The following is an 18,390-nucleotide window of genomic DNA, read 5'->3' on the forward strand; positions in this document are numbered from 1 at the left end:
GGGCGACCGCCAGCCGCGGGCCCCGCCCCCCCGAGCCGGCGCCCGCAGCGACCGCGCCGGTCGCCGGCCGCGAGCCCTGCGGCCCCGATACGCTAACCCCCCGCCCCGAGGCCGCCGCATCGCCTCGCACGCGGTATAATGTCCGAAGGATTTTCCCAGCTCACGGTAAAGGAACAACCATGATCAGCACCGCTCCCTTCGGCACCGCCCCCGACGGCTCCGCCGTCACCCGTTTCGAGATCTCCGGCGGCGGCATCGCCGTCCGCATCATGGATTTCGGCGCCACCATCGTGGGGATCGACGTCCCCGATGCGCACGGGGCGAGCGCCGACATCGTCCTCGGGTACCCGACGGTCGACGGCTACGCCGGCGCCAACCCCTCGTGCTACGGCGCCACCATCGGCCCGTCCGCCAACCGCATCGGAGGGGCGCGCCTCACCATCGACGGCACCGAGTGGCGCCTCGCGGCCAACGAGGGCGAGAACAACCTGCACACCGACCTCGACCACGGCCTGCATAAGCGCATGTGGACCGCCGAGGTCGACGAGGAGGCCAACGCCGTCCGCATGACCTGCGCGCTCGCCCACGGCGAGCTCGGCCTGCCCGGCGAGCGCACCTTCTCCGCCGAGTTCTCCGTCAGCCCCCAGGGCGTCTTCACCCTGCGCTACACCTGCGACTCCGATCGCCGCACCTTCGCCAACATGACCAACCACACCTACTTCAACCTGGCGGGGCACGGTGCGGGCAGCGTACGCGACCAGGTCGTGTCCGTCGCGGCGTCGCGCTTCGCGGTGCTCGACGACCACTCCGTCTCCACCGGCGAGCTGCGCGATGTCGCGGGCACCCCGCTCGATTTCCGCACCCCCAAGCCCCTGGGACGCGACATCGAGTCCGACTACGCCCAGATCCGCATCGCGAACGGCTTCGACCACTGCATGGTCGTCGACGGCTTCTGGCCCTGCGGGCACCTTCGCCCCGCGCTGCACGCGGAGGACCCCGCGAGCGGGCGCACCATGGACATCCGCATCACCGCCCCCGGCGCGCACCTCTACACCGGCAACTTCTGCGACGACGTCCACGCCAAGGACGATGCGACCTACACCGCCAACAGCGGCTTCGCCTTCGAGCCCGAGTACATCCCCAACACGCCGAACATCCCGAGCTTCCCGCAGTGCTTCTGCGGCCCGGACCATCCGTTCGAGAGCGTGATCGAGTACCGCTTCGGCACGATCTAGGAGCACGGACGGGCGAACGCGCTCGAGCACCGACCCCCTATCGGGGCGGGTCGAAACACCAGAAGGAAACAGCAGGAGGCCGGGAATGTCCCCGGCCTCCTGTCATATGCACCTATCGCCGTTCGGGCCGGCCCCTGGGCCGCCCCCCCCGACCACAGGCGGCGAAGCGAGCGCTACGCCTCGTACACGCACGAACCGCCCAGATAGGTGGCGGCGAGCGACATGTCGGGCTCGAGCACGACGAAGTCGGCGGCGCGGCCGGCGCGGATCGAGCCGCAGACGTCCGCGATCTCGTTGGCCTCGGCAGGCGCCTGCGTGGCCATGTAGACGGCCTGCGCCGGCGTGGCGATGCCCCAGTCCACGACGTTCTTGACGGCGTCCTTCATGTTGAGGATGGAGCCCGCCAGCGAGCCTCCGTCCTTCAGGCGCGCGGTGCCGTTGGCGACGACGACCGGCAGCTCGCCCAGGAAGTAGTCGCCGTCGGGCATGCCGCCGGCGCACATGCAGTCGGTGATGAGGCAGGTGTGGTCATGGCCCTTGGCGTTCATGACGATGGCCGCGGCGATAGGGTTCACATGGTGCCCGTCGCAGATCAGCTCGGAGTAGGACTTGTCGCCGGAGTACAGCGCGGCGCCCACCATGCCCGGCTCGCGATGGTGCAGGGGGCTCATGCCGTTGTAGGTGTGGACGAAGACCGTCGCGCCTGCATCGAGGCAGGCGAGCGCGTCGTGCACGCCGGCGTCGGAGTGGCCGAGCGCCACAACGACGCCCATCTCGCGCGCACCGGTGATGAACGCAGGGCTCTCGGGGTACTCCGCGGCGATGGCGATCTTCTTGATGAGGCCGCCCGCGGCCTCCTGCCACGCGCGCAGGGTGTCGATATCCGGCGCGGAGAGGTACGCGGGGTTCTGGGCGCCCTTGTGCTTCTCGGTGAAGAAGGGGCCCTCCAGGAAGATACCCTGGATGCGCGCCATCGGCTCCTCGCCCGGCTCGGCCGCGGCCTCGGCCACGCTCGCGCAGGCGTCCGAGAGCTGCTGGGTGGTGGCGGTGAGCGTCGTGGGGAGCCACGAGGTCACGCCGTTGCGCAGGATGCCGCGCGAGATGGTGCGGACGCTGTCCGCCTTGCAGTCCATGACGTCGCAGTTGTCGAAGCCGTGGATATGGGTGTCCACGAAACCGGGGGCGACCTGCTTGCCGGCGAGGTCGAGGATCTTGCAGTCCGGCTCGTCGGTCACATAGGCGCCGAAGACGCCGTCCTCGACCATGAGGTACCCGCCGTGCGCCACGCGGGTGGGAAGGAAGAAGGTATCGGCCTTGATCGCGTAGGTGCTCATCGAGCTCTCCTTTCTCTCATGAAAAAGCGCCCGCCCGCCGCAAGGTCGACGAGGCGGGCGCCGTACATCAGCTCGTCGAGCCGACCTACTCGCCGTAGGGGTGGATGGTCACGCCCTTGACGACGCGGTTCACCGTGCCGGTGGGGCTCGGCGTATCGGGCTTGTTGCCCACGCGCACGGAGTTCAGCAGCGACACGGTCTGGCCGACCATGACGAACGGCAGGGCGAGGTAGCCCTCGGGCAGCGCGTCATACCCCTCGAAGGTGAAAGAGGCGTGATCGAACCCGGTCTCGCCGGCCTGCTGCACGGCGATGGTCTTCATGGCGATGCCGTCGCCGTCGATCTCCTCGAGGATGTCGAGGTCGTACTGACGGGTGTACGCGTCGTTGTTGACGAAGACGAAGACGAGGGTCTTGTCGTCCACAAAGGACTTGGGCCCGTGGCGGTAGCCCATGCTGGTGTCCCACGAGGTCGCCACGAGGCCGCGCGCGAGCTCGAGGATCTTGAGCTGGGACTCCTGGGCCAGGCCGCCGAAGGCGCCGGAACCCAGATAGGTCAGGCGGTTGAAGCCGCAGTCGAGGAAATCGGCGATCTCCGCCTCGCGGGCCACGACCTCCTCGCCCATCTTGGCAGCGGTCTCGACCCACGCCGCCTTGTCCTCCTCGGAGGAGCGGTCGAACAGCAGCATCGTGATCAGCGACATGCAGGAGTAGCTGCCCGTCATCGCGAAGCCCTTGTCGTTGGCGCGCGGGATCAGGATGGTGTAGGCGCGCGGGTCGTCGGCGCTCTCGACGGCGAGCTTGCCCTCGGGCGCGCAGGTGATGTTCAGGAACTTGATGTTCTTCACGACCTTGCGGGCGACGTCGACGGCGGCGAGGCTCTCGGGGCTGTTGCCGGAGCGGGCGAAGGAGACGAGCAGGGTCGGGTCGTCCGGGCGCAGGAAGTCCAGCGGGGCCGAGACGATGTCGGTGGTGGCGACCGGCATGAAGTTGAACGCGTCGGTATCGGCGACGCGGCGGAGGTACGGGGCGACGGTGTCGCCGACGTAATCGGAGGTGCCGGCGCCCGCGAAGACGACGGTCACGCGGCCGGCATCCGTGAGGTCGGCCAGGAAGGCCTCGACCGCGTCCTTGTTCTCGCGGTAGATGTTGTAGGCGTCGCGCCACAGCTCGGGCTGCTGCTTGATCTCAGCCGTCGTGATGTCGGCGCCGAGGGCCTTGAGCTCCTCGATATCCTTCTCGAACATTCAAAAACTCCTTTGCATACAGACCGGGATCCATCCTTCCCGGTACCTGATACCCACAGGGGCGCGCCCTGACGGGCGGCCTTGAAGTGCCTGGGCGGGAGCGGGGTCGCGGGCCGGGCGGCCCCATGCCCCGGTCCCGTTCCCGCACAGGCGCTCGCGACGGGTCATTCGTTCCGATAGTGGAAGATCTTGTACTTGAACTGGTCGGCGCGGGCGACGGACAGGGTGTACTCGATGATCTCGTTGCGCATGTCGTAGGTGGTGCGCACGAGCTCCAAGACCGGCGCGCCCTCGCCGATGTCGAGCAGGTGCGCGTCGGCGGGTCGGGCGATGCTCGCGAAGAACTCCTCCTCCGCCACGCGGATCGTCTCGTGGAAGTCCCGCTCGATCACGTCGTACAGCGCGCTGTGCTCCAGCATGGGCCGCTTGAGCGACATGAACTTGCGCATAGGCAGGTAGGTCCGCTCGACCATCATGGGCATGTCGTCGGCGCTGCGCAGGCGCTTGAGCTTGTAGAGCTTGTCCCCGATATGGACGCGCAGGCTCTCCGCCAGGTTCTTGTCCGCCTCGATCTCGCAGAACTCGAGGATCGTCGTGGACGGCACGCGTCCCATCTCGCGCATCTGGACGGTGAAGCTATAGGTCTGGGAGAGGTTCGTCGCCTGGACGGACCGGTCCGCGACGAAGGTGCCGCGTCCGTGCTGGCGCACGACCAGGCCGAGGCGTTCCAGCTCCTGCAAGGCGAGGCGTACGGTGGTGCGCGAGATCCCGTAGTGCTTGGACAGCTCGCGCTCGGAGGGCATCAGGTCACCGGGGCGGTATTCGTGCTCGATCTTCTCGGTCAGGATATCGACGAGCTGATCGTAGAGGGGCTGCTTGCGAGCCGCGATGGCCATATGCGCCTCCTTTCCTCGACGGTGCCGATGCCGGGTGCCCCGAGGCAGGGGTCCGACCGGATGGAAGAACGGCCGCGTCCCTCAACGCGTGCGGGTCGCGGCCGTTCAAGAAGCTCTGGTGCGGGTGCGGGATGCGCCGATGCGCACCCCGCACGAGATGTCAGGTCCTTACCAGATGGAGGGCCAGATGCCGCAGCCGGAACCCAGGATGCCGATGACGAGCAGCAGGACGATGCCCTTGATCGGCGTGAAGTTCTTCTTGGCGAACAGGAAGTACAGCAGAAGAACGAGCGCCAGCGGGACGAGCTTCGGCAGGACGGAGTCGAGCGTGGAGGCCACGGAGTAGGAAACCGGGGTCTCGGTAACCTCGCCGTAGGTGACCTGGCTCATGCCGTTGCCGAGATCGACGATACCGGTCTCGACCGCGTTGCCGTCAGCGTCGGAGGCGGTCAGGGCCGCGCCCTCGGTGTCGGTCATCGCGATGGTGCCCGCCTCAGCGGTGTCGGTGTCGACGGCGAGGTCGGCGAAGTTCTCCGCCTCCTCGTTGGACACGACGACGGTGTGGGCCACGAGACCGCGGGTGGTGCCGTTGGGGATCGTGAGGTTGATCTGGGTGGCACCCATGGTGACGGTCAGGCAACCGACGACGAAGACGCCGAGGATGGAGGCCGCACGGGTGAAGGCCTGCATGTTGGCGGTCAGCGCGTCGATGGCGCCGGTGCCGACACGGTAGGACCAGTTCATGAGGCCGAAGCGGCACGCAGCCTGGGCCAGGTTGAAGATCACCAGGAAGATGATCGGGGCCGCGATGTTACCGGCGATGGCCATGTTGGAGGTGATGCCGGCCGTGATGGGCACGAGCGTCAGCCAGAACAGGGCGTCACCGATGCCGCCCAGCGGCGAGGCCGCGGAGATGCGGACGGCGCGGATGGTCTGGGTATCGACCTTGTTCTGCTCGAGGGACAGAACGATACCCATAACGAAGGTCACCAGGAACGGGTGGGTGTTGATGAAGTCCAGGTTGTGGTACATCGACGCCGCGAGGTCGTTCTTGTTGGTGTGCACCTTCTCCAGGCCGGGGATCATGGCGAACAGCCAGCCGCCGGACTGCATGGTCTCGTAGTTGAACGAGGACTGGAGCCAGTAGGAGCGCAGGGCCATACGGTTCAGAGTCTTCTGGTCGACCTGCGGAGCAGGGGTCAGATCCTCATAGCGCTCGGGGACAACGAACTCATTAGATGCCATCGGTGAAGTCACCTCCGTCAGCGACAGCGCCCTTCAGCTCGGTCTGCTGCTGGAAGTCCCAGAAAGCGATACCGAAGCCGATGAGGGTGAGGATGAGCAGCGCGGGGCCGGCGATGGCCTCGATGTTGCTCGCGATCAGGGCCAGGCCGAAGCCCATGAAGAAGAAGCCCCACATATCGCGATTCATCATGATCTTGAGCAGGATGGCGAAGCCGACGAACTTCATCATGTTGCCAGCCTGGGACAGACCGACGTTGGCCCACTCGGGGATCGCGTCGACGATCTGCTGACCGACGGCGAGGCCGCCGATGAAGAACAGGGTCACGATCACGGCGAAGATCACACCGAGGATGATCTCGGAGACGACCGTCCACTTGGTGATGGCCTTGGTGTCGGCCTTCTCAGCGGCGCTGCGGAAGAACTCGAGCAGCGGGGCGCGGAGCGTGAAGAACAGGGTCACGCCGTACTGGCCGAGCAGCGCGAACGGGATCGCGGTAGCGACGGCCATGTCGGGATCCATGTCGAGCGTGCAGGCGAAGATAGCAGCCATGATGCCGCCGATGACCGCGTTGGGCGGCTGGGCACCTCCGATCGGCATGTTACCGATGGTCATGAGCTGGTACGTACCACCAACGATCAGGCCGGTGTTCACATCGCCGAGGATGGCGCCGATGATGGCACCGGTGACGATGGGCTGGTACAGCGACTCGAGGAAGTCGAACTGATCGATGGCCGCGACAAAGGTGACCAGGAAGACCAGAACGATCTGAACAATCGAGACGTCCATCTATGCTCCTCCTTTCGAATGTGTTCATAGATACGAAACGTCACGTACGTGTGCGGCGGGCGGACCCGCCGCGGGGAGGATGCGCCCCGTTAGGCGAACAGCTTGGACGAATCCTCGACCGGCGTGCTCGGAACACGCCTAATCTCCAACTCCACCCCCAAATCCTGCAGCTCCTTGAAAGCGGCGACGTCGGCGTCGTCAACGGCGACCGTCGTTGCAACCTGCCGCTTTCCTTCCGACATGTGCATGTTGCCGATGTTGACCTTCTTTATAGGCACCCCGCCCTTGACGAGCGTCAGCACGTCCTGCGGGGTCTCGGCCACGATGAAGATCTTCTGCTTGGGCGACGCCTTCGAGATGATGTCGATGGTGTGCTGCAGCGAGAAGAAGCGGGTGGCGACGCCGGCCGGGGCCGCCATCTTCATGAGGTTCTGGCGCATGGTGTTGCCGGACACCTCGTCGTTGGCGACGAGGATGAGGTTCGCGCCCAGGGTGGAGTTCCACTGAGTCGCCACCTGGCCATGGATAAGACGGTTATCGATGCGGGTAAGGAGAATGTTGGGCTCTGCCATGTTGGTTCGCATCCTTTCGTATACCGATTGCTTGCTGTTCCGACTGTCCTATGCAAGGGGCGGGCGGCGGTTCGCCGCTGCCCGCATCCCAAAAGAACCGGGCGTTGGGGGGCGCTACCTGCCGCCGATCTCCTGGATGGCGTAGCGCGAGACGTCGAGGACGGCACCGGAGCGGACCTTGACCTCCACGCGGTCGCCGTCGATGCTCTTGACCGTACCGAAGATGCCGCCGGCGAACATGACCTCCTGACCGGGAGCGAGCTCGGTGTGAAGTTCCTTGAAGTAGTCGCGCTTCTTCTTGAGGCCGACCTGCGTCCAGATGAGGTAGATCGCGCCCATGATGGCAAGCAGGATCAGCAGCGCCACCGAAGAGGCCAGGACGTCCTGGAGGAAGCCCTCCATTAGATGCCCTCGCCGTCATCGAGGTCGTCGCCCTCGGCCGGCGCGGCCTCGAGCTTCTTGTGCACGATGCCGGCCTGGCCCACGGCGACGGCCTGATCGGCCAGCTCAGCCAGGGTGGAGCCCGCGCCGCGGGTGAGCAGCAGCTCGATGAGCATGGGGAGGTTGGTGCCGGTGACGACCTCGACATCGGCGATGTCCTGGGAGATCATCATGGCCTGGTTGAACGGGGTGCCGCCGAGCAGGTCGACGAAGACCAGGACGCCGTCGGTCTCCTCGCGCATGGCGGAGATGGCGCCGCGGAGGTCGTCACCGTAGGTGGCGGCCTGAGCCCCGTCGAAGGGGACGATCTGGAAGGCGGGCTGGTCGCCGGCGACCATGTCGATCGCGCTCGCCAAACCGTTCGAGAACTGAGCATGTCCCGTGAGGATGAAACCGATCATCTCATGCCACCTTTCTCGGGACGCGCGTCCGTGCGCCTCCCCTGCCTGCCCTGCAGGGCAACTGGTAGTAACCACATAACGTGTCACTTATTGTAGCAGGCCTCCACATGTTCTCAATGTGTTTTCGCGTGGGCGGTTGTATTAAACCGTTCGCAGCGGGATTTCGACCGTCTACCTGAAAAATAATTGTACTACCTGCGTTTTTTATTTGCATGAGATTGATTTCACATATACATGTTCGTTTTGGCAGCTTGTCTTTTCATCCAGTATGTCAACCGATTCCGTTCATATTGATTTCAAAAATGTGTTGGTTCTTTTCACTGGTATGAAATAGTGGTTCACGCGCCGGCAACCAGCTCGTTAACCTGCTGAAACGGTGGGGAAACGTTGGGGGAACGCTTCGGCGGGCGCGCCCGTCCCCGCCGTCGGGAACCGGTCGCGGACATGCCGGGGAACCGTCCTGGCCGGAGGCGGCCGATTGCAAGGGCGCCCGCACGAGCCGATCCCCATCGGTGCCGGAGGGTGAAAGCATGTCGCATCTGACATGGACCCCTCCCGCCAGACGTCTTCGTGTCAGATACGACATGCTTTCGTTCGCGTCCGCCTGCGGCGTCCGCATGCTCCGGGCGGCTCGCGCCGCCCTCGCGCGCTCGCTGGCGAACGCTCGCGCGTTCGCTCAGCCTCGCGACCTCATCGGTTCGAATCCGCCGCCCCGCACGGATACGAGAAGGGCCCCGTCGCCGGGGCCCTGTCGAATACTATGGAGCCAACGAGCGGATTCGAACCGCTGACCCACGCATTACGAGTGCGTTGCTCTACCAGCTGAGCCACGTTGGCTTTGACCATGCATCGGCACGAGGCCGGATGCGGTTATCTATAGTACGGGCAAACCCGCGAAGACGCAAGCGGGAATTTGCCGTCACAGGAGGAACACGCTGGGAGGGCGTCGGGCGGGAAGGGCCCGTCCCGGCACCGCCGGCGCCCGTCGCCTCAGGAGGGAAGTGCCTGCCCGCGGCCGCCCAGCGCCCGCAGCACGCCCAGCACCACCTCGGTCGCCGCCGCCCCGCCGGAATCGGCGACCCGGAGCACCTCGTCGTGCGCGTTGTCCGCGCGCCCCGCGTAGTTGGTGACGAGCGTGAGCCCGAGCACCTGCATGCCCAGCGCATGCGCCATGATGGCCTCGCACACCGTGGACATCCCCACGAAGTCCGCGCCCAGCACCGACAGGGCGCGCACCTCCGCCGCGGTCTCGTAGGTCGGTCCGAGCAGGCCGGCGTAGACGCCCTCGACGAGCCGCACCCCCGCCTCCTCGGCGGCGGCGCGCGCGAACTCGGCGAGATAGCTGGAGTAGGCGCCCGCCATCGGGATGAACGGGACGTCGATCTCCGCCGCGGCGACGCATTCGGCGCTCGCCAGCGGGTTCGCCCCGGTCAGGTTCAGCTGGTCGCGGATGAGCCCCACGGTCCCCGGCTCGGTCTGCCCGACCGCCCCCGACGCGCAGGTCAGGACGATGTCCCGGCATCCGAGCCGGTGCGCGTGACGGACGAGGGAGGTCACCTGCAGGGCGGAGTACCCCTGATAGAGATGGACGCGCCCCGGATACACCACCACCGGCACGCCGTCGATGGTGCCCACGATCACCTCGAATCGATGCCCCTCCACGGGGATCGCCTCATCCGGGAAGCCCTCGATGTCGTCGTAGGGGATGCGCCGCACCGCGCGCACGCGGTCCGCCAGCGCCCCCAGCCCGCTTCCCAGCACGATCGCCACCGGATGCTCGAAACTCGGCTCGCAATAGCCGACCAGACGCTCATCGACCACGGTCAACCCCTCCTGCATCAGCGCCTCGGCCGCCGTGCCGTGACCCGGCACGAGCCGGCCCGTGAAGGTCCCGTCGTAGATGCGGCCGCTGCCGCACGACGGGCTGTTCGCCTTCAGGATAGCAAGGCGCGCGCCCGCCTCGCGGGCGATTTCGACCGAGCGCGCCGATCCCTCGGCGTAGGCGCGGGTGACATCGGTCCCGTCGCGCGCGATGACGCGCCGCCCCCGCCGCTCCGCGGGCATGCGCGGACACGGGAGGCCGCCGAGCAGCTCAGGGCAGACGGGGGCCACCGCCCCCTCGCCCGCTCGCGCGCGCAGGCCCTCGGCGAGCCGCATGCACGCCGAAACGGGCTTGGAGCCCCCGTCGTATCGACAAGGGGCTCCAAGCAGGCAGGAACTCATCACTATCGGGGCGCGCACGCGCGGACCTTAGGCGAACAGGCCGTACAGGTCGATATCGGCGTCGGCGAACAGCCCGTTCTGGAACTCCGACCACTGCTCCGCGTACCCGCTGCTCTGCTCGGCGTACTTCTGGTAGGCCACGTAGTACGCGGTCAGAGCCTGCTCGTAGCTCGCGGAGTCGGCCGAGAAGTCGGTCCCGGAGAGCGCGGCGTAAAAGTCGCCGTCCTCGGATGCCCAGGTGCCGGACTCAGCGTCCCACTCATCGCCCAGCAGACCGATGATGTAGTCCGCGTACTCCTTGGAGCGCGTCGACGTGTCCCCGTTCTCGGGCTCGGTCGGGGCCGTGGGCGCGGTGGCGTCGCTCTCGGGGACGACCTGGTCGTAGAGCTTGCGGAGGGTGACCTGCTGGCGGACGACCTCGCGAGCCTGGTCCTCGGACAGCTGGTACTGCTCGGCCATGGTCGCGTAATCGGAGGTCCCGAGCGACTGCTCGGCGAAGTCGGCCATCTCCTCGTCGCTCACCGTGATGCCCCGCTGGTCGGCCTCGGCGAGCAGGATCTGGTTGCGCGCGTAGGACAGGGCGGTGTCGGCCGAGGGGGTCGGGTAGGTCCCGTCCTCCTGCTCGACGGCATCGAGGCTGTACTGGGCCTCGATCACCTGGCGCGCGGTGATGTCGTGCGAGGAGCCGCCGTAGGTGTAGGAGGCGATCACGCAGTCGAGCTGGTCGGAGGTCAGCGAGGCGGAATCCGCGCCCTTGCTGCCGAAGGAACCCGAGCCCACCAGGTAGCCGATGGCAGCGGCGGCGATGACCGCCACGACGGCGACCGCGACCAGCGGGGCTGGGACGCGGCGGGACGGGGACGCGGCGGCGCCCGAGGCGTCCGCCGGCTCCTCGTCATCGGCGGCCGCGGCATCCCCGTCTTCCTGCTCGGAGCCATCGCCCTCGACGGCGGGTTCGGCATGGCCGGCCCCATCGCCGGTCTCGTCCGCGGAGCCCGCGGCGATGTCCTCGGCGCTCTCGCCCGCGACGAGGTCGTAGTCCGCCTGCGGCAGGTCGTCGGGGACGTCCGACCGCTCGATGATCTCGACCCCCTCGATGACCTCGCGCTCCTCGTCGTCCTTCTTCTGAATCAGACCCATGCGATGGCTCTCCTTCTTCGTGGTTCGGCATGAAAAGACGGCGCGGTCGCCGAGCCCCGGCGGCCGCGCCCTCGGTCCCTATTCGTCGTCGTCCATGTCCTCGGACTTGGAGACGGTGCGGGCGCGCTTCTGCGGATGGTCGAGCTTGAACCGCTTGACCAGCATGTCGTAGATCTCGGACGAGCGCGCCTTGAGATAGCTGCCCTTGCCGTTCTCCGCGTCGAACTGCAGGCGGCCGGCGAGCTCCCCGGCGACGCCCCCCTCGATCTTGCCCTGGGCGAACTCATGCAGGCAGCCCAGCATATCGCGGTACTCGAGGTCCCCGTGGTAGCACTGGATGGCCTCGTCGATGACCGGCCAGACCTTCTTGGAGCGGCCGCGGTCGGTGGCGCCCCAGGTGCACAGCATGCGGAAGGCGGACAGGCGCAGCGTGGCGGAGATCTCGTCGAACAGGGCGGCCTCCGCGCCGTCGTACGCCGCGCCGACCTCCTTGGCGTGCGCGGGGACCAGCAGGGTCAGCGCGTCGAGCACCTCCCAGCGGGTCTGCGCCTCGGGGCGGTACAGCGCGTCGACGAGGTCCGGGATATAGGGGGCGAGCAGCTCCGGCTCGCGCTGGGCCACGAGGTTCACCACGCGCGCGGACAGCTGGCGCTTGCGGCGGCTGTGCCCCGCGAGATCCTCGACCAGTGCCGCGAGGGCGTCGCGGTCGGCCTCGACCGACGCGAGACGCTCCGCCTCCTCCGCGGAAAGCTCCTGAACCTGCTCCGTTGCCATAACTCTACCTCGCATCCTTCGTGGTTCCGTTCTTCCTCGCGCGGCCGCGCGCCGCGTCGGCCCCGCCCCGCTCGGCCTCCGACGAGGGGCGGTCGGGCGCCACCGATATGAGGTCGGGGCCCCGCTCCCCCGCGCGACGGCGCCGGCGGCGCTCCTCGCCCGTGCCCTTCTCGGCCGTCTCCCGGTGGGACCGGTTCACGTTCATGAAGCGGTCGAGCCAGCGCCACGGTCCCGAGGACTCGCCGAACGACATCTTGAGGCCCGCGATGCATCCCGCGAGCACGCCGACGATCGCGCCGTAGAGCAGCGGCACGCCCGCGAGCACGAAGCCCGCGAGCACCGCCGCCAGGATCGCGGCCGCGTTCATCTTCCAGTAGTCCGCAGCCGTCACCGCGCGCTCGCCCCAGGAGCTCCCCAGGATGAAGCCGATGTAGATGCCGAAGAACAGCAGCAGCAGCGCGCAGATGTAGAAGGCCCACATGCCGGGCTACTCGCTCTCGCCGTGGTCGTGGCCGCAGCCGCAGGAGCCGTCGTGGCCGTGGCCATGGCCCCCGCAGCACTCGTGGTCGTGGCCGTGCTCGTGCCCGCAGCCGCACTCGTGGTCGTGGCCGTGGTCGTGGCCGCAGCCGCACTCCTCGTCGTGCTCGTGGGCGGAGGTGTACAGCGACCAGTCGAGCCCGGCGGCGACCGCCTCGGACTCCTCCTGGTACAGCAGGGTGATCGCCTGGGTGCCCAGATCCCCGCCGCCGATGGCCTCGAGCATGTCGTACAGCGTGAAGGCGGTGTCCGCGCCGGGCAGCGCGATCTCCTTCTCCTCGGCTGCCTGCAGGGCGAGGCCGAGGTCCTTCAGGAAGTGCTTGACCATGAAGCCGGGCCTCCAGTCGCCGTCGAGCGACTTGGGGGCGAGCTGCTGCATGGCGCCGGAGGCGCCGGTGCCGCCGAGGATCATCTCGCGCGTGAGGGCGAGGTCGAGGTCGCACTGCTGGGCGAAGGACAGGGCGTCGGCCATGCCCACCATGGAGGCCGCGAGCGACACCTGGTTGGCGAGCTTGGCGGCCTGGCCCTTGCCGGGGCCGCCGAAGCAGAAGATCTTGGAGGAGAAGGCCTCGAGCAGCTCGCGCACGGGGGCGATGTCCGCCTCGGTGGCGCCGACGATCAGCGTGAGGGTGCCCGCCTGCGCGCCCGCCTCGCCGCCGGTCACCGGGCAGTCGAAGGCGTGCTTGCCCATGGTCTCGGCCGCCTCGGCGATGTCGCGCGCCAGCTCCGGCGAGCTCGTGGTGAGGTCGATGAGGTAGGCGCCCTCCTTGGCGCAGGTGAGCAGGCCCTCGCCCGAGAGGTAGAGCTCCTCGACGTCCGTCGGGAACCCGACCATGGTGAACACCGCGTCCGCGTCCGCGGCGGCCTCGGCGGGGGTGTCCGCCCAGCGGGCGCCGCGCGCCACGAGCGCATCCGCCTTGGCGCGGGTGCGGTTGTAGACCGTGACGTCGTAGCCGGCGTCCATGATGTGCCCGGCGATGGGCGCCCCCATGATGCCGGTGCCGATGAAGGCGACCTTCAGCTTCTTGTCTGCCATGTATGAACTCCTGTCCTATGGGTTGTGTGACGTCGGGTTGGGCGCGCCGCGGCACCCGGGGCGACGCGGCGGGCCGGGAGGCGGGGCGGCATCCGGCGGGATGCCGGGGGACCGCCTACGCCCCGCGGACCTTGCGCGCGATGCGGTCGGAGAGCGAGACGGACTCGGCGCGGTCGCGACCCCAGAAGATGAGCGCGACCATGCCGGGGCCCACATGGGCGCCGATGGTGGGGCCCACCGAGCCGCGGATGACCGTGACGTTCTCGCAGCCCTCCTCGCGGCGCACCGCCGCCTCGACCCAGTCGGCGTCCTTCTCGGCGTCGGCCGAGACGATCGTGATGGGCATGGCGGGGTCGGCGATGTAGTTCTCCTTGAACGACTTGATGAGCGCCTTCAGCGCCTTCTTGCGGCCGCGGTTCACGCCGATCAGCGTGAGCGACCCGGCGAGGTCGAAGGACAGCTCGGGCTTGATGTCGAGCTTGCTCGAGAGCTGCGCCGCGGTCGGGGGGATGCGCCCACCCGCCGCGAGGGAGTCGAGCGAGTCCAGGGTGAAGTAACCGTGGACGCAGGTCTTGGCCTGATCGGCCCATGCCGCGAGCTCCTTGGCGGTGAGGCCGGCGGCGCGCTGGCGGACCGCCTCGAGCGCGAGCAGCTCGCCGCAGGCGCACGGCAGGGCGTTGTCGACCACGTACAGCTCGAAGCCGGGATGCTCGGCGACCACCTGCTCGGCGGCGGTGACCGCGGAGCTGTAGCTGCTGGAGAGCGCGGAGGTGAAGCACAGGTAGACCGTGGGCGTGCCCTCCTCGGCGCACTGGGTGAAGAACTCCAGGTAGCGCCCGAGCGAGACGGCGGACGTGGAGGCCTGCGAGCCGGCGCGCAGCTTGTCGTAGAACTCCTTCGGGGTGATGGAGGTCCAGATGTCGTCGGTATGCTCCTCGCCGTCGAGGATGTACGGGAACCCGAGGATGTCGACATCGAGCGACGCGGCGATCTCGGGGGTGAGGTCGGCACAGGTATCGACGACGATCCTCGCACGGCGCGCGTGGCCGGAACCCGTGGGAATGCTGTTCATGCCCGCCCTTTCGCGTTCGGCAAAAAACGGCCGCCCCGCATGGGACGGCCGCCGTTCGCAACCTACATGCACATGGTTGCCATTCTACCCGTCGATGCCCTCGATCTTGGGCTTGATGATGCCGTATCCACCATTCTTACGGTGATAGACCACATTGATGAGGCCGGTCGTCGCGTTCTCGAACACGTAGAAGTCATGGCCCAGAAGGTCGGTCTGGACGAGGGCCTGCTCCTCGGTCATGGGGGTGATGTCGATGACCTTCTCGCGGACCAGCTGGTCGTCCGCGTCCTCCGGGATGAGCAGGTCCGCCAGGTCCTCGACGGGCTCGACCGGGGCGACCTCGGCTGCCGACGGCCCCTGCTGGCGGCGGTCGACGACCTTGGTCTTGAACTTGCGGAGCTGGCGCGCCACCTTGTCGGCGGAGGCGTCGATGGCGGCGTACATGTCCGCCCCGTGCTCGGCCACGCGGATCACCGAGCCGCGGGCGCGGACCGTGACCTCGACGATGGCGGGATTGGGGTTGGAGGGGTTCTTCTCATAGCGAAGCACGACGTCGACGGTCATGGGGTCGATGTCGAACACCTTACAAGCCTCGCCGACCTTCTCGTCGACGCGCGCACGCAGAGCATCGGTAACTGTGGTCTTGCGCCCAGAAACCTTGATATCCATACGTGGCTCCTTTTCTATCCGGGAATAGGACGTACCTTCGTTGTACCCACTAAACCGGGTGGGGTACACGGCGACCGCGGCGCGGCCGCTGGCGACGGAAGCCCCGCCGGACACCGATACGTGCCCGCGACCGCGGCCGGTTTCGAGTATGCCGCGCACGCGAAGGGCGCCGGGACCCGGGGGCGGGGCGACCCGCCGGACCCGGGTCCCGGCGCCCCGGGGCGTCCGCGCCATGCGGCGCGTCCTATCCGTCGAACCGGTTGATGTCGGAGAGGTCGACCTCGGAGGAGGAGTCGGAGGAGGAGGCCGGGGTGTCCGCGGGGGCGTCCTGCCCGTCGTCCTCGCTCAGCGTCACGCCGTTCACGAGGGTGTCGGACAGCGAGGAGGGCAGCGAGCCGTACCACCGGGCGTGGACCGCCGAGAGGGTGCCGTCCGAGGCGATCTCCTCGAACGCGGTGCTCACCTCGTCGGAGAGGTCGGAGGCGGAGGACAGGACCGCGACGCCGGACACCGAGACCGCGCCCAGGGTGCCGGCGAAGCCCACGCCCTCGTACGCGCGGGCGAGGTAGGCGCCGGCGGTGGCGTCGCAGGCGACGCAGTCGACCTCGCCCGAGGCCAGCGCGTCGAAGCACTCGTTCACGTTGGCGTACGCCTTCTGCTCGGCGGTGACGCCCGCCTTGGCGAGCGCGTCGGCCGCGGCGGAGGAGGTCTGCACTCCGACGGTCATGGTCGACAGGGTGCCTGCGGACACGGTCGCCGCGTCGACGTCCTTCACGAACAGGGCGGGGGCGTCCTCCAGGCAGCTCCCGAACACGGTGACCTCGTCGTCGGAGGCGGAGGCGGCGGCGCCCAGGAAGATGTCCGCGCTGCCGTCGGGCAGGGAGTTGGAGGCGCTTGTGGCGGAGACGAAGGCCACCTTCAGGCCGAGGCGCTGCGCGAGCGCGCGGGCAACGTCGGCGTAGTAGCCGGTGACCTCGCCGTCGGTGCCGGTCATGCCCTGCGGGGCGTCCGCGGTGTCGAGGGCGACGGTGAGCACGCCCTCTTCGACGAGGGAGGAGGCGTCGAGCGCCGGGGCGACCTGCTCGCGGTTCCGCGCGGCCTCGGTGCGCGACGGCGTGAGCAGCGAGCATCCGCTCAGGCACACCCCGAGCAGCAGCGACAGGACCAAGGCGGCCATGCGCCCGGTCCGCAGATGAGCGGCCTTCTCCATCACGTGTGTCTCCATCCCTCAGTTCGCGGCGCGGGGGCGCCGCATCGCCGGGACCGTCCGGCCCCGGCACGCGAGTTTCCGATGTTCCCCCAGCTGACCTGGTCTTTGACCCCACACCTGCGCACCGGGGCGTTTGCTCGGGCGGCCGCGGCCGCCTTCACGACTGACCCGCTCGCCCGCGGGGCTCCCATGCCCCGAAAACAGGTCTACGGACGGTGCGACTTACCTCTAGGACGCGCCATGATCGCGCCGCGCGCACGCGGACGCTTACGTGGATCCCTTCGACCGCGTCTGCCTTGGACTAAGGGGCCACCGCACGTCCGCGCGGCGGCCCCCGCAACCACAGCCTGGTAGGAACGAGCGGCATTATAGCAGGTCGCGCGCCATAGGAGTAGAGCGGCTGCGGGGCGGGGCGTGCGGGCGCCCGGACGGTGCGCGCCGGGACGGGGACGCGCGGGGGCGGACGGGCCCGGCGGCGGGCGGGGGACGGGCGCAAAGGCCGTCGCGGGCGCCCTCATCCCCCGCAGACGCGCGCCAGCACGAGGGCGTCGACGCGGCAGGCGCCGGCGTCCAGCAGGGCGGAGGCGGCGGCGTCGAGGGTGGCGCCCGTGGTCATCACGTCGTCGACCAGCAGGATGGAGAGCCCGCGCACCGGGGCGACAACCTCGTAGGCGCCCCGCCCCGCCGCACGGCGGCCCGCCCGCCCGAGGGCCCGCTGGTCCGCGTCGCCGTGCTTGGCGAGCGCATCGAGCAGCGCGAGCCCGCACCCATCCGCGAGCGGGCGCGCGACGAGCTCCATGTGGTCGAACCCGCGCCGGGTGTAGGCGGCGGCGGTCGCCGGCACGAACGCGAGCGCATCGGCGGCGCCCGCGATCCCCCCGTACCGCCCGGGAGCCGCCTGCTCGGCATGCAGGAGGCAGTCGAGCAGGAGGTCGGCGAGCACCGGGGCGAGGCGGCGCTCCCCGCCGTCCTTGTAGGCGCGGACGATCCGCGGCAGCGGCCCGGAGAAAGCGGCCATGGCGAGGCAGCGCTCGAAGGCGAAGGACCCGCGTCCCGCGGGCGCCCCGGGCCGGCGACCGGGGCCGGCAGCCTCCTCAGACCCGGCGTCGCACTCCGTGCAGACGAGGTCGCCGAGCGGCGCGCCGCAGCGCAGGCAGGACCGGGCGGGGTCGATGAGGTCGAGCCCGCGCAGGCACCGCTCGCAGACGAGGTCCCCGGGGCGCTCGCATCCGGCGCAGCGCGTGGGCGACAGGGCCTCGAGCACCGCCTCGCGCATGCAGGCGATCCACGGGGCCGCGCACCCCTCATCCGACCCGCCGCCGTCCCCGCGCGCTCCGACCGGAACCTTACCGGCATAGGAAAGGACCCTCCCCGCATCCGGGCGGGCGAGGGTCCTTTCCTCGGCGTCGGTCATATCACTCCGCGGAGCCGCCGGCCTCGGGGGCGCCGGACGCGCCCTCCCCACCGGAGCGGGGCTTGCGCGAGCGACGGCGGCGACGGCGCTTCTTCTCGGGCGCGTCCGCCGCACCGGACTCGGGGCGCGGTGCGTCGTCGCGGGCGGGGCGCGCGGCC

General features: G+C 68.8%; 18 protein-coding genes and 1 tRNA gene. 1 reads left to right on the forward strand and 18 read right to left on the reverse strand.

Annotated elements, in window-relative coordinates:
* Positions 1–179 precede the first annotated feature (179 nt).
* Positions 180–1,235: an aldose epimerase family protein gene (locus tag PHA29_RS08605; RefSeq protein WP_270849205.1), complete on the forward strand. Its 1,056-nt coding sequence runs from the start codon at positions 180–182 to the stop codon at positions 1,233–1,235.
* A gap of 173 nt (positions 1,236–1,408) precedes the next feature.
* On the opposite strand, the gene nagA is transcribed toward PHA29_RS08605, so the two are convergent.
* The 18 genes from nagA to PHA29_RS08695 all read right to left on the reverse strand — a co-directional run bounded on the left by nagA (position 1,409) and on the right by PHA29_RS08695 (position 18,232).
* Positions 1,409–2,569: an N-acetylglucosamine-6-phosphate deacetylase gene (gene nagA, locus PHA29_RS08610; protein ID WP_270403875.1), complete on the reverse strand. Its 1,161-nt coding sequence runs from the start codon at positions 2,567–2,569 to the stop codon at positions 1,409–1,411.
* A gap of 85 nt (positions 2,570–2,654) precedes the next feature.
* The gene (locus PHA29_RS08615) at positions 2,655–3,815 is read right to left on the reverse strand and encodes an SIS domain-containing protein (RefSeq protein ID WP_270849208.1); all 1,161 of its coding nucleotides are present in this window, start codon (positions 3,813–3,815) and stop codon (positions 2,655–2,657) included.
* A 164-nt stretch (positions 3,816–3,979) separates the two neighbouring features.
* The gene (locus PHA29_RS08620) at positions 3,980–4,711 is read right to left on the reverse strand and encodes a GntR family transcriptional regulator (RefSeq protein ID WP_270403879.1); all 732 of its coding nucleotides are present in this window, start codon (positions 4,709–4,711) and stop codon (positions 3,980–3,982) included.
* A 168-nt stretch (positions 4,712–4,879) separates the two neighbouring features.
* Positions 4,880–5,956 (reverse strand): PTS system mannose/fructose/sorbose family transporter subunit IID, encoded by a 1,077-nt coding sequence (locus PHA29_RS08625; RefSeq protein WP_270403880.1) that lies wholly within the window; start codon positions 5,954–5,956, stop codon positions 4,880–4,882.
* On the reverse strand, positions 5,946–6,743 hold the full coding sequence (locus PHA29_RS08630; RefSeq protein ID WP_270403881.1) for a PTS mannose/fructose/sorbose/N-acetylgalactosamine transporter subunit IIC: 798 nt from the start codon (positions 6,741–6,743) through the stop codon (positions 5,946–5,948). The genes PHA29_RS08625 and PHA29_RS08630 overlap by 11 nt, the downstream gene beginning before the upstream one ends.
* Before the next feature lie 89 nt (positions 6,744–6,832).
* Positions 6,833–7,315 (reverse strand): PTS N-acetylgalactosamine transporter subunit IIB, encoded by a 483-nt coding sequence (agaV, locus tag PHA29_RS08635; protein ID WP_270403883.1) that lies wholly within the window; start codon positions 7,313–7,315, stop codon positions 6,833–6,835.
* A gap of 114 nt (positions 7,316–7,429) precedes the next feature.
* Positions 7,430–7,717 (reverse strand): preprotein translocase subunit YajC, encoded by a 288-nt coding sequence (yajC, locus tag PHA29_RS08640; protein ID WP_270403884.1) that lies wholly within the window; start codon positions 7,715–7,717, stop codon positions 7,430–7,432.
* On the reverse strand, positions 7,717–8,157 hold the full coding sequence (locus PHA29_RS08645; protein WP_270403886.1) for a PTS sugar transporter subunit IIA domain-containing protein: 441 nt from the start codon (positions 8,155–8,157) through the stop codon (positions 7,717–7,719). Before PHA29_RS08645 ends, yajC begins: the two co-directional genes overlap by 1 nt.
* Positions 8,158–8,918: 761 nt before the next feature.
* Positions 8,919–8,994: transfer RNA gene (locus PHA29_RS08650), tRNA-Thr, on the reverse strand.
* 153 nt (positions 8,995–9,147) lie between these two features.
* Positions 9,148–10,398: a purine-nucleoside phosphorylase gene (locus PHA29_RS08655; RefSeq protein WP_270849210.1), complete on the reverse strand. Its 1,251-nt coding sequence runs from the start codon at positions 10,396–10,398 to the stop codon at positions 9,148–9,150.
* A gap of 9 nt (positions 10,399–10,407) precedes the next feature.
* Positions 10,408–11,520 (reverse strand): hypothetical protein, encoded by a 1,113-nt coding sequence (locus PHA29_RS08660; RefSeq protein WP_270849211.1) that lies wholly within the window; start codon positions 11,518–11,520, stop codon positions 10,408–10,410.
* Between the two features lie 78 nt (positions 11,521–11,598).
* A complete protein-coding gene (locus PHA29_RS08665; protein WP_270403890.1) occupies positions 11,599–12,294 on the reverse strand; it encodes a hypothetical protein in 696 nt (231 codons plus the stop codon).
* Positions 12,295–12,298: 4 nt separating this feature from the next.
* Positions 12,299–12,775 carry a hypothetical protein gene (locus PHA29_RS08670; protein ID WP_270849212.1) on the reverse strand — a complete coding sequence of 159 codons (477 nt, stop codon included), beginning with the start codon at positions 12,773–12,775 and terminating at the stop codon, positions 12,299–12,301.
* Between the two features lie 6 nt (positions 12,776–12,781).
* Positions 12,782–13,867, reverse strand: coding sequence for an NAD(P)-dependent oxidoreductase (locus PHA29_RS08675; RefSeq protein ID WP_270403894.1), 1,086 nt, complete (start codon positions 13,865–13,867; stop codon positions 12,782–12,784).
* Positions 13,868–13,982: 115 nt separating this feature from the next.
* The gene (locus PHA29_RS08680; RefSeq protein ID WP_270403895.1) at positions 13,983–14,939 is read right to left on the reverse strand and encodes a DegV family protein; all 957 of its coding nucleotides are present in this window, start codon (positions 14,937–14,939) and stop codon (positions 13,983–13,985) included.
* 84 nt (positions 14,940–15,023) lie between these two features.
* Complete coding sequence (hpf, locus tag PHA29_RS08685; protein ID WP_270403897.1) at positions 15,024–15,608, reverse strand: ribosome hibernation-promoting factor, HPF/YfiA family; 585 nt, start codon at positions 15,606–15,608, stop codon at positions 15,024–15,026.
* A gap of 244 nt (positions 15,609–15,852) precedes the next feature.
* Entirely contained in the window at positions 15,853–16,818 is a 966-nt protein-coding gene (locus tag PHA29_RS08690; RefSeq protein WP_270403899.1) for a substrate-binding periplasmic protein, read from the reverse strand.
* Between the two features lie 514 nt (positions 16,819–17,332).
* Positions 17,333–18,232 (reverse strand): ComF family protein, encoded by a 900-nt coding sequence (locus PHA29_RS08695; protein WP_270849213.1) that lies wholly within the window; start codon positions 18,230–18,232, stop codon positions 17,333–17,335.
* Positions 18,233–18,390: the final 158 nt, after the last annotated feature.

This window comes from Candidatus Collinsella stercoripullorum (assembly GCF_027669965.1).
Lineage (GTDB): Bacteria > Actinomycetota > Coriobacteriia > Coriobacteriales > Coriobacteriaceae > Collinsella > Collinsella stercoripullorum.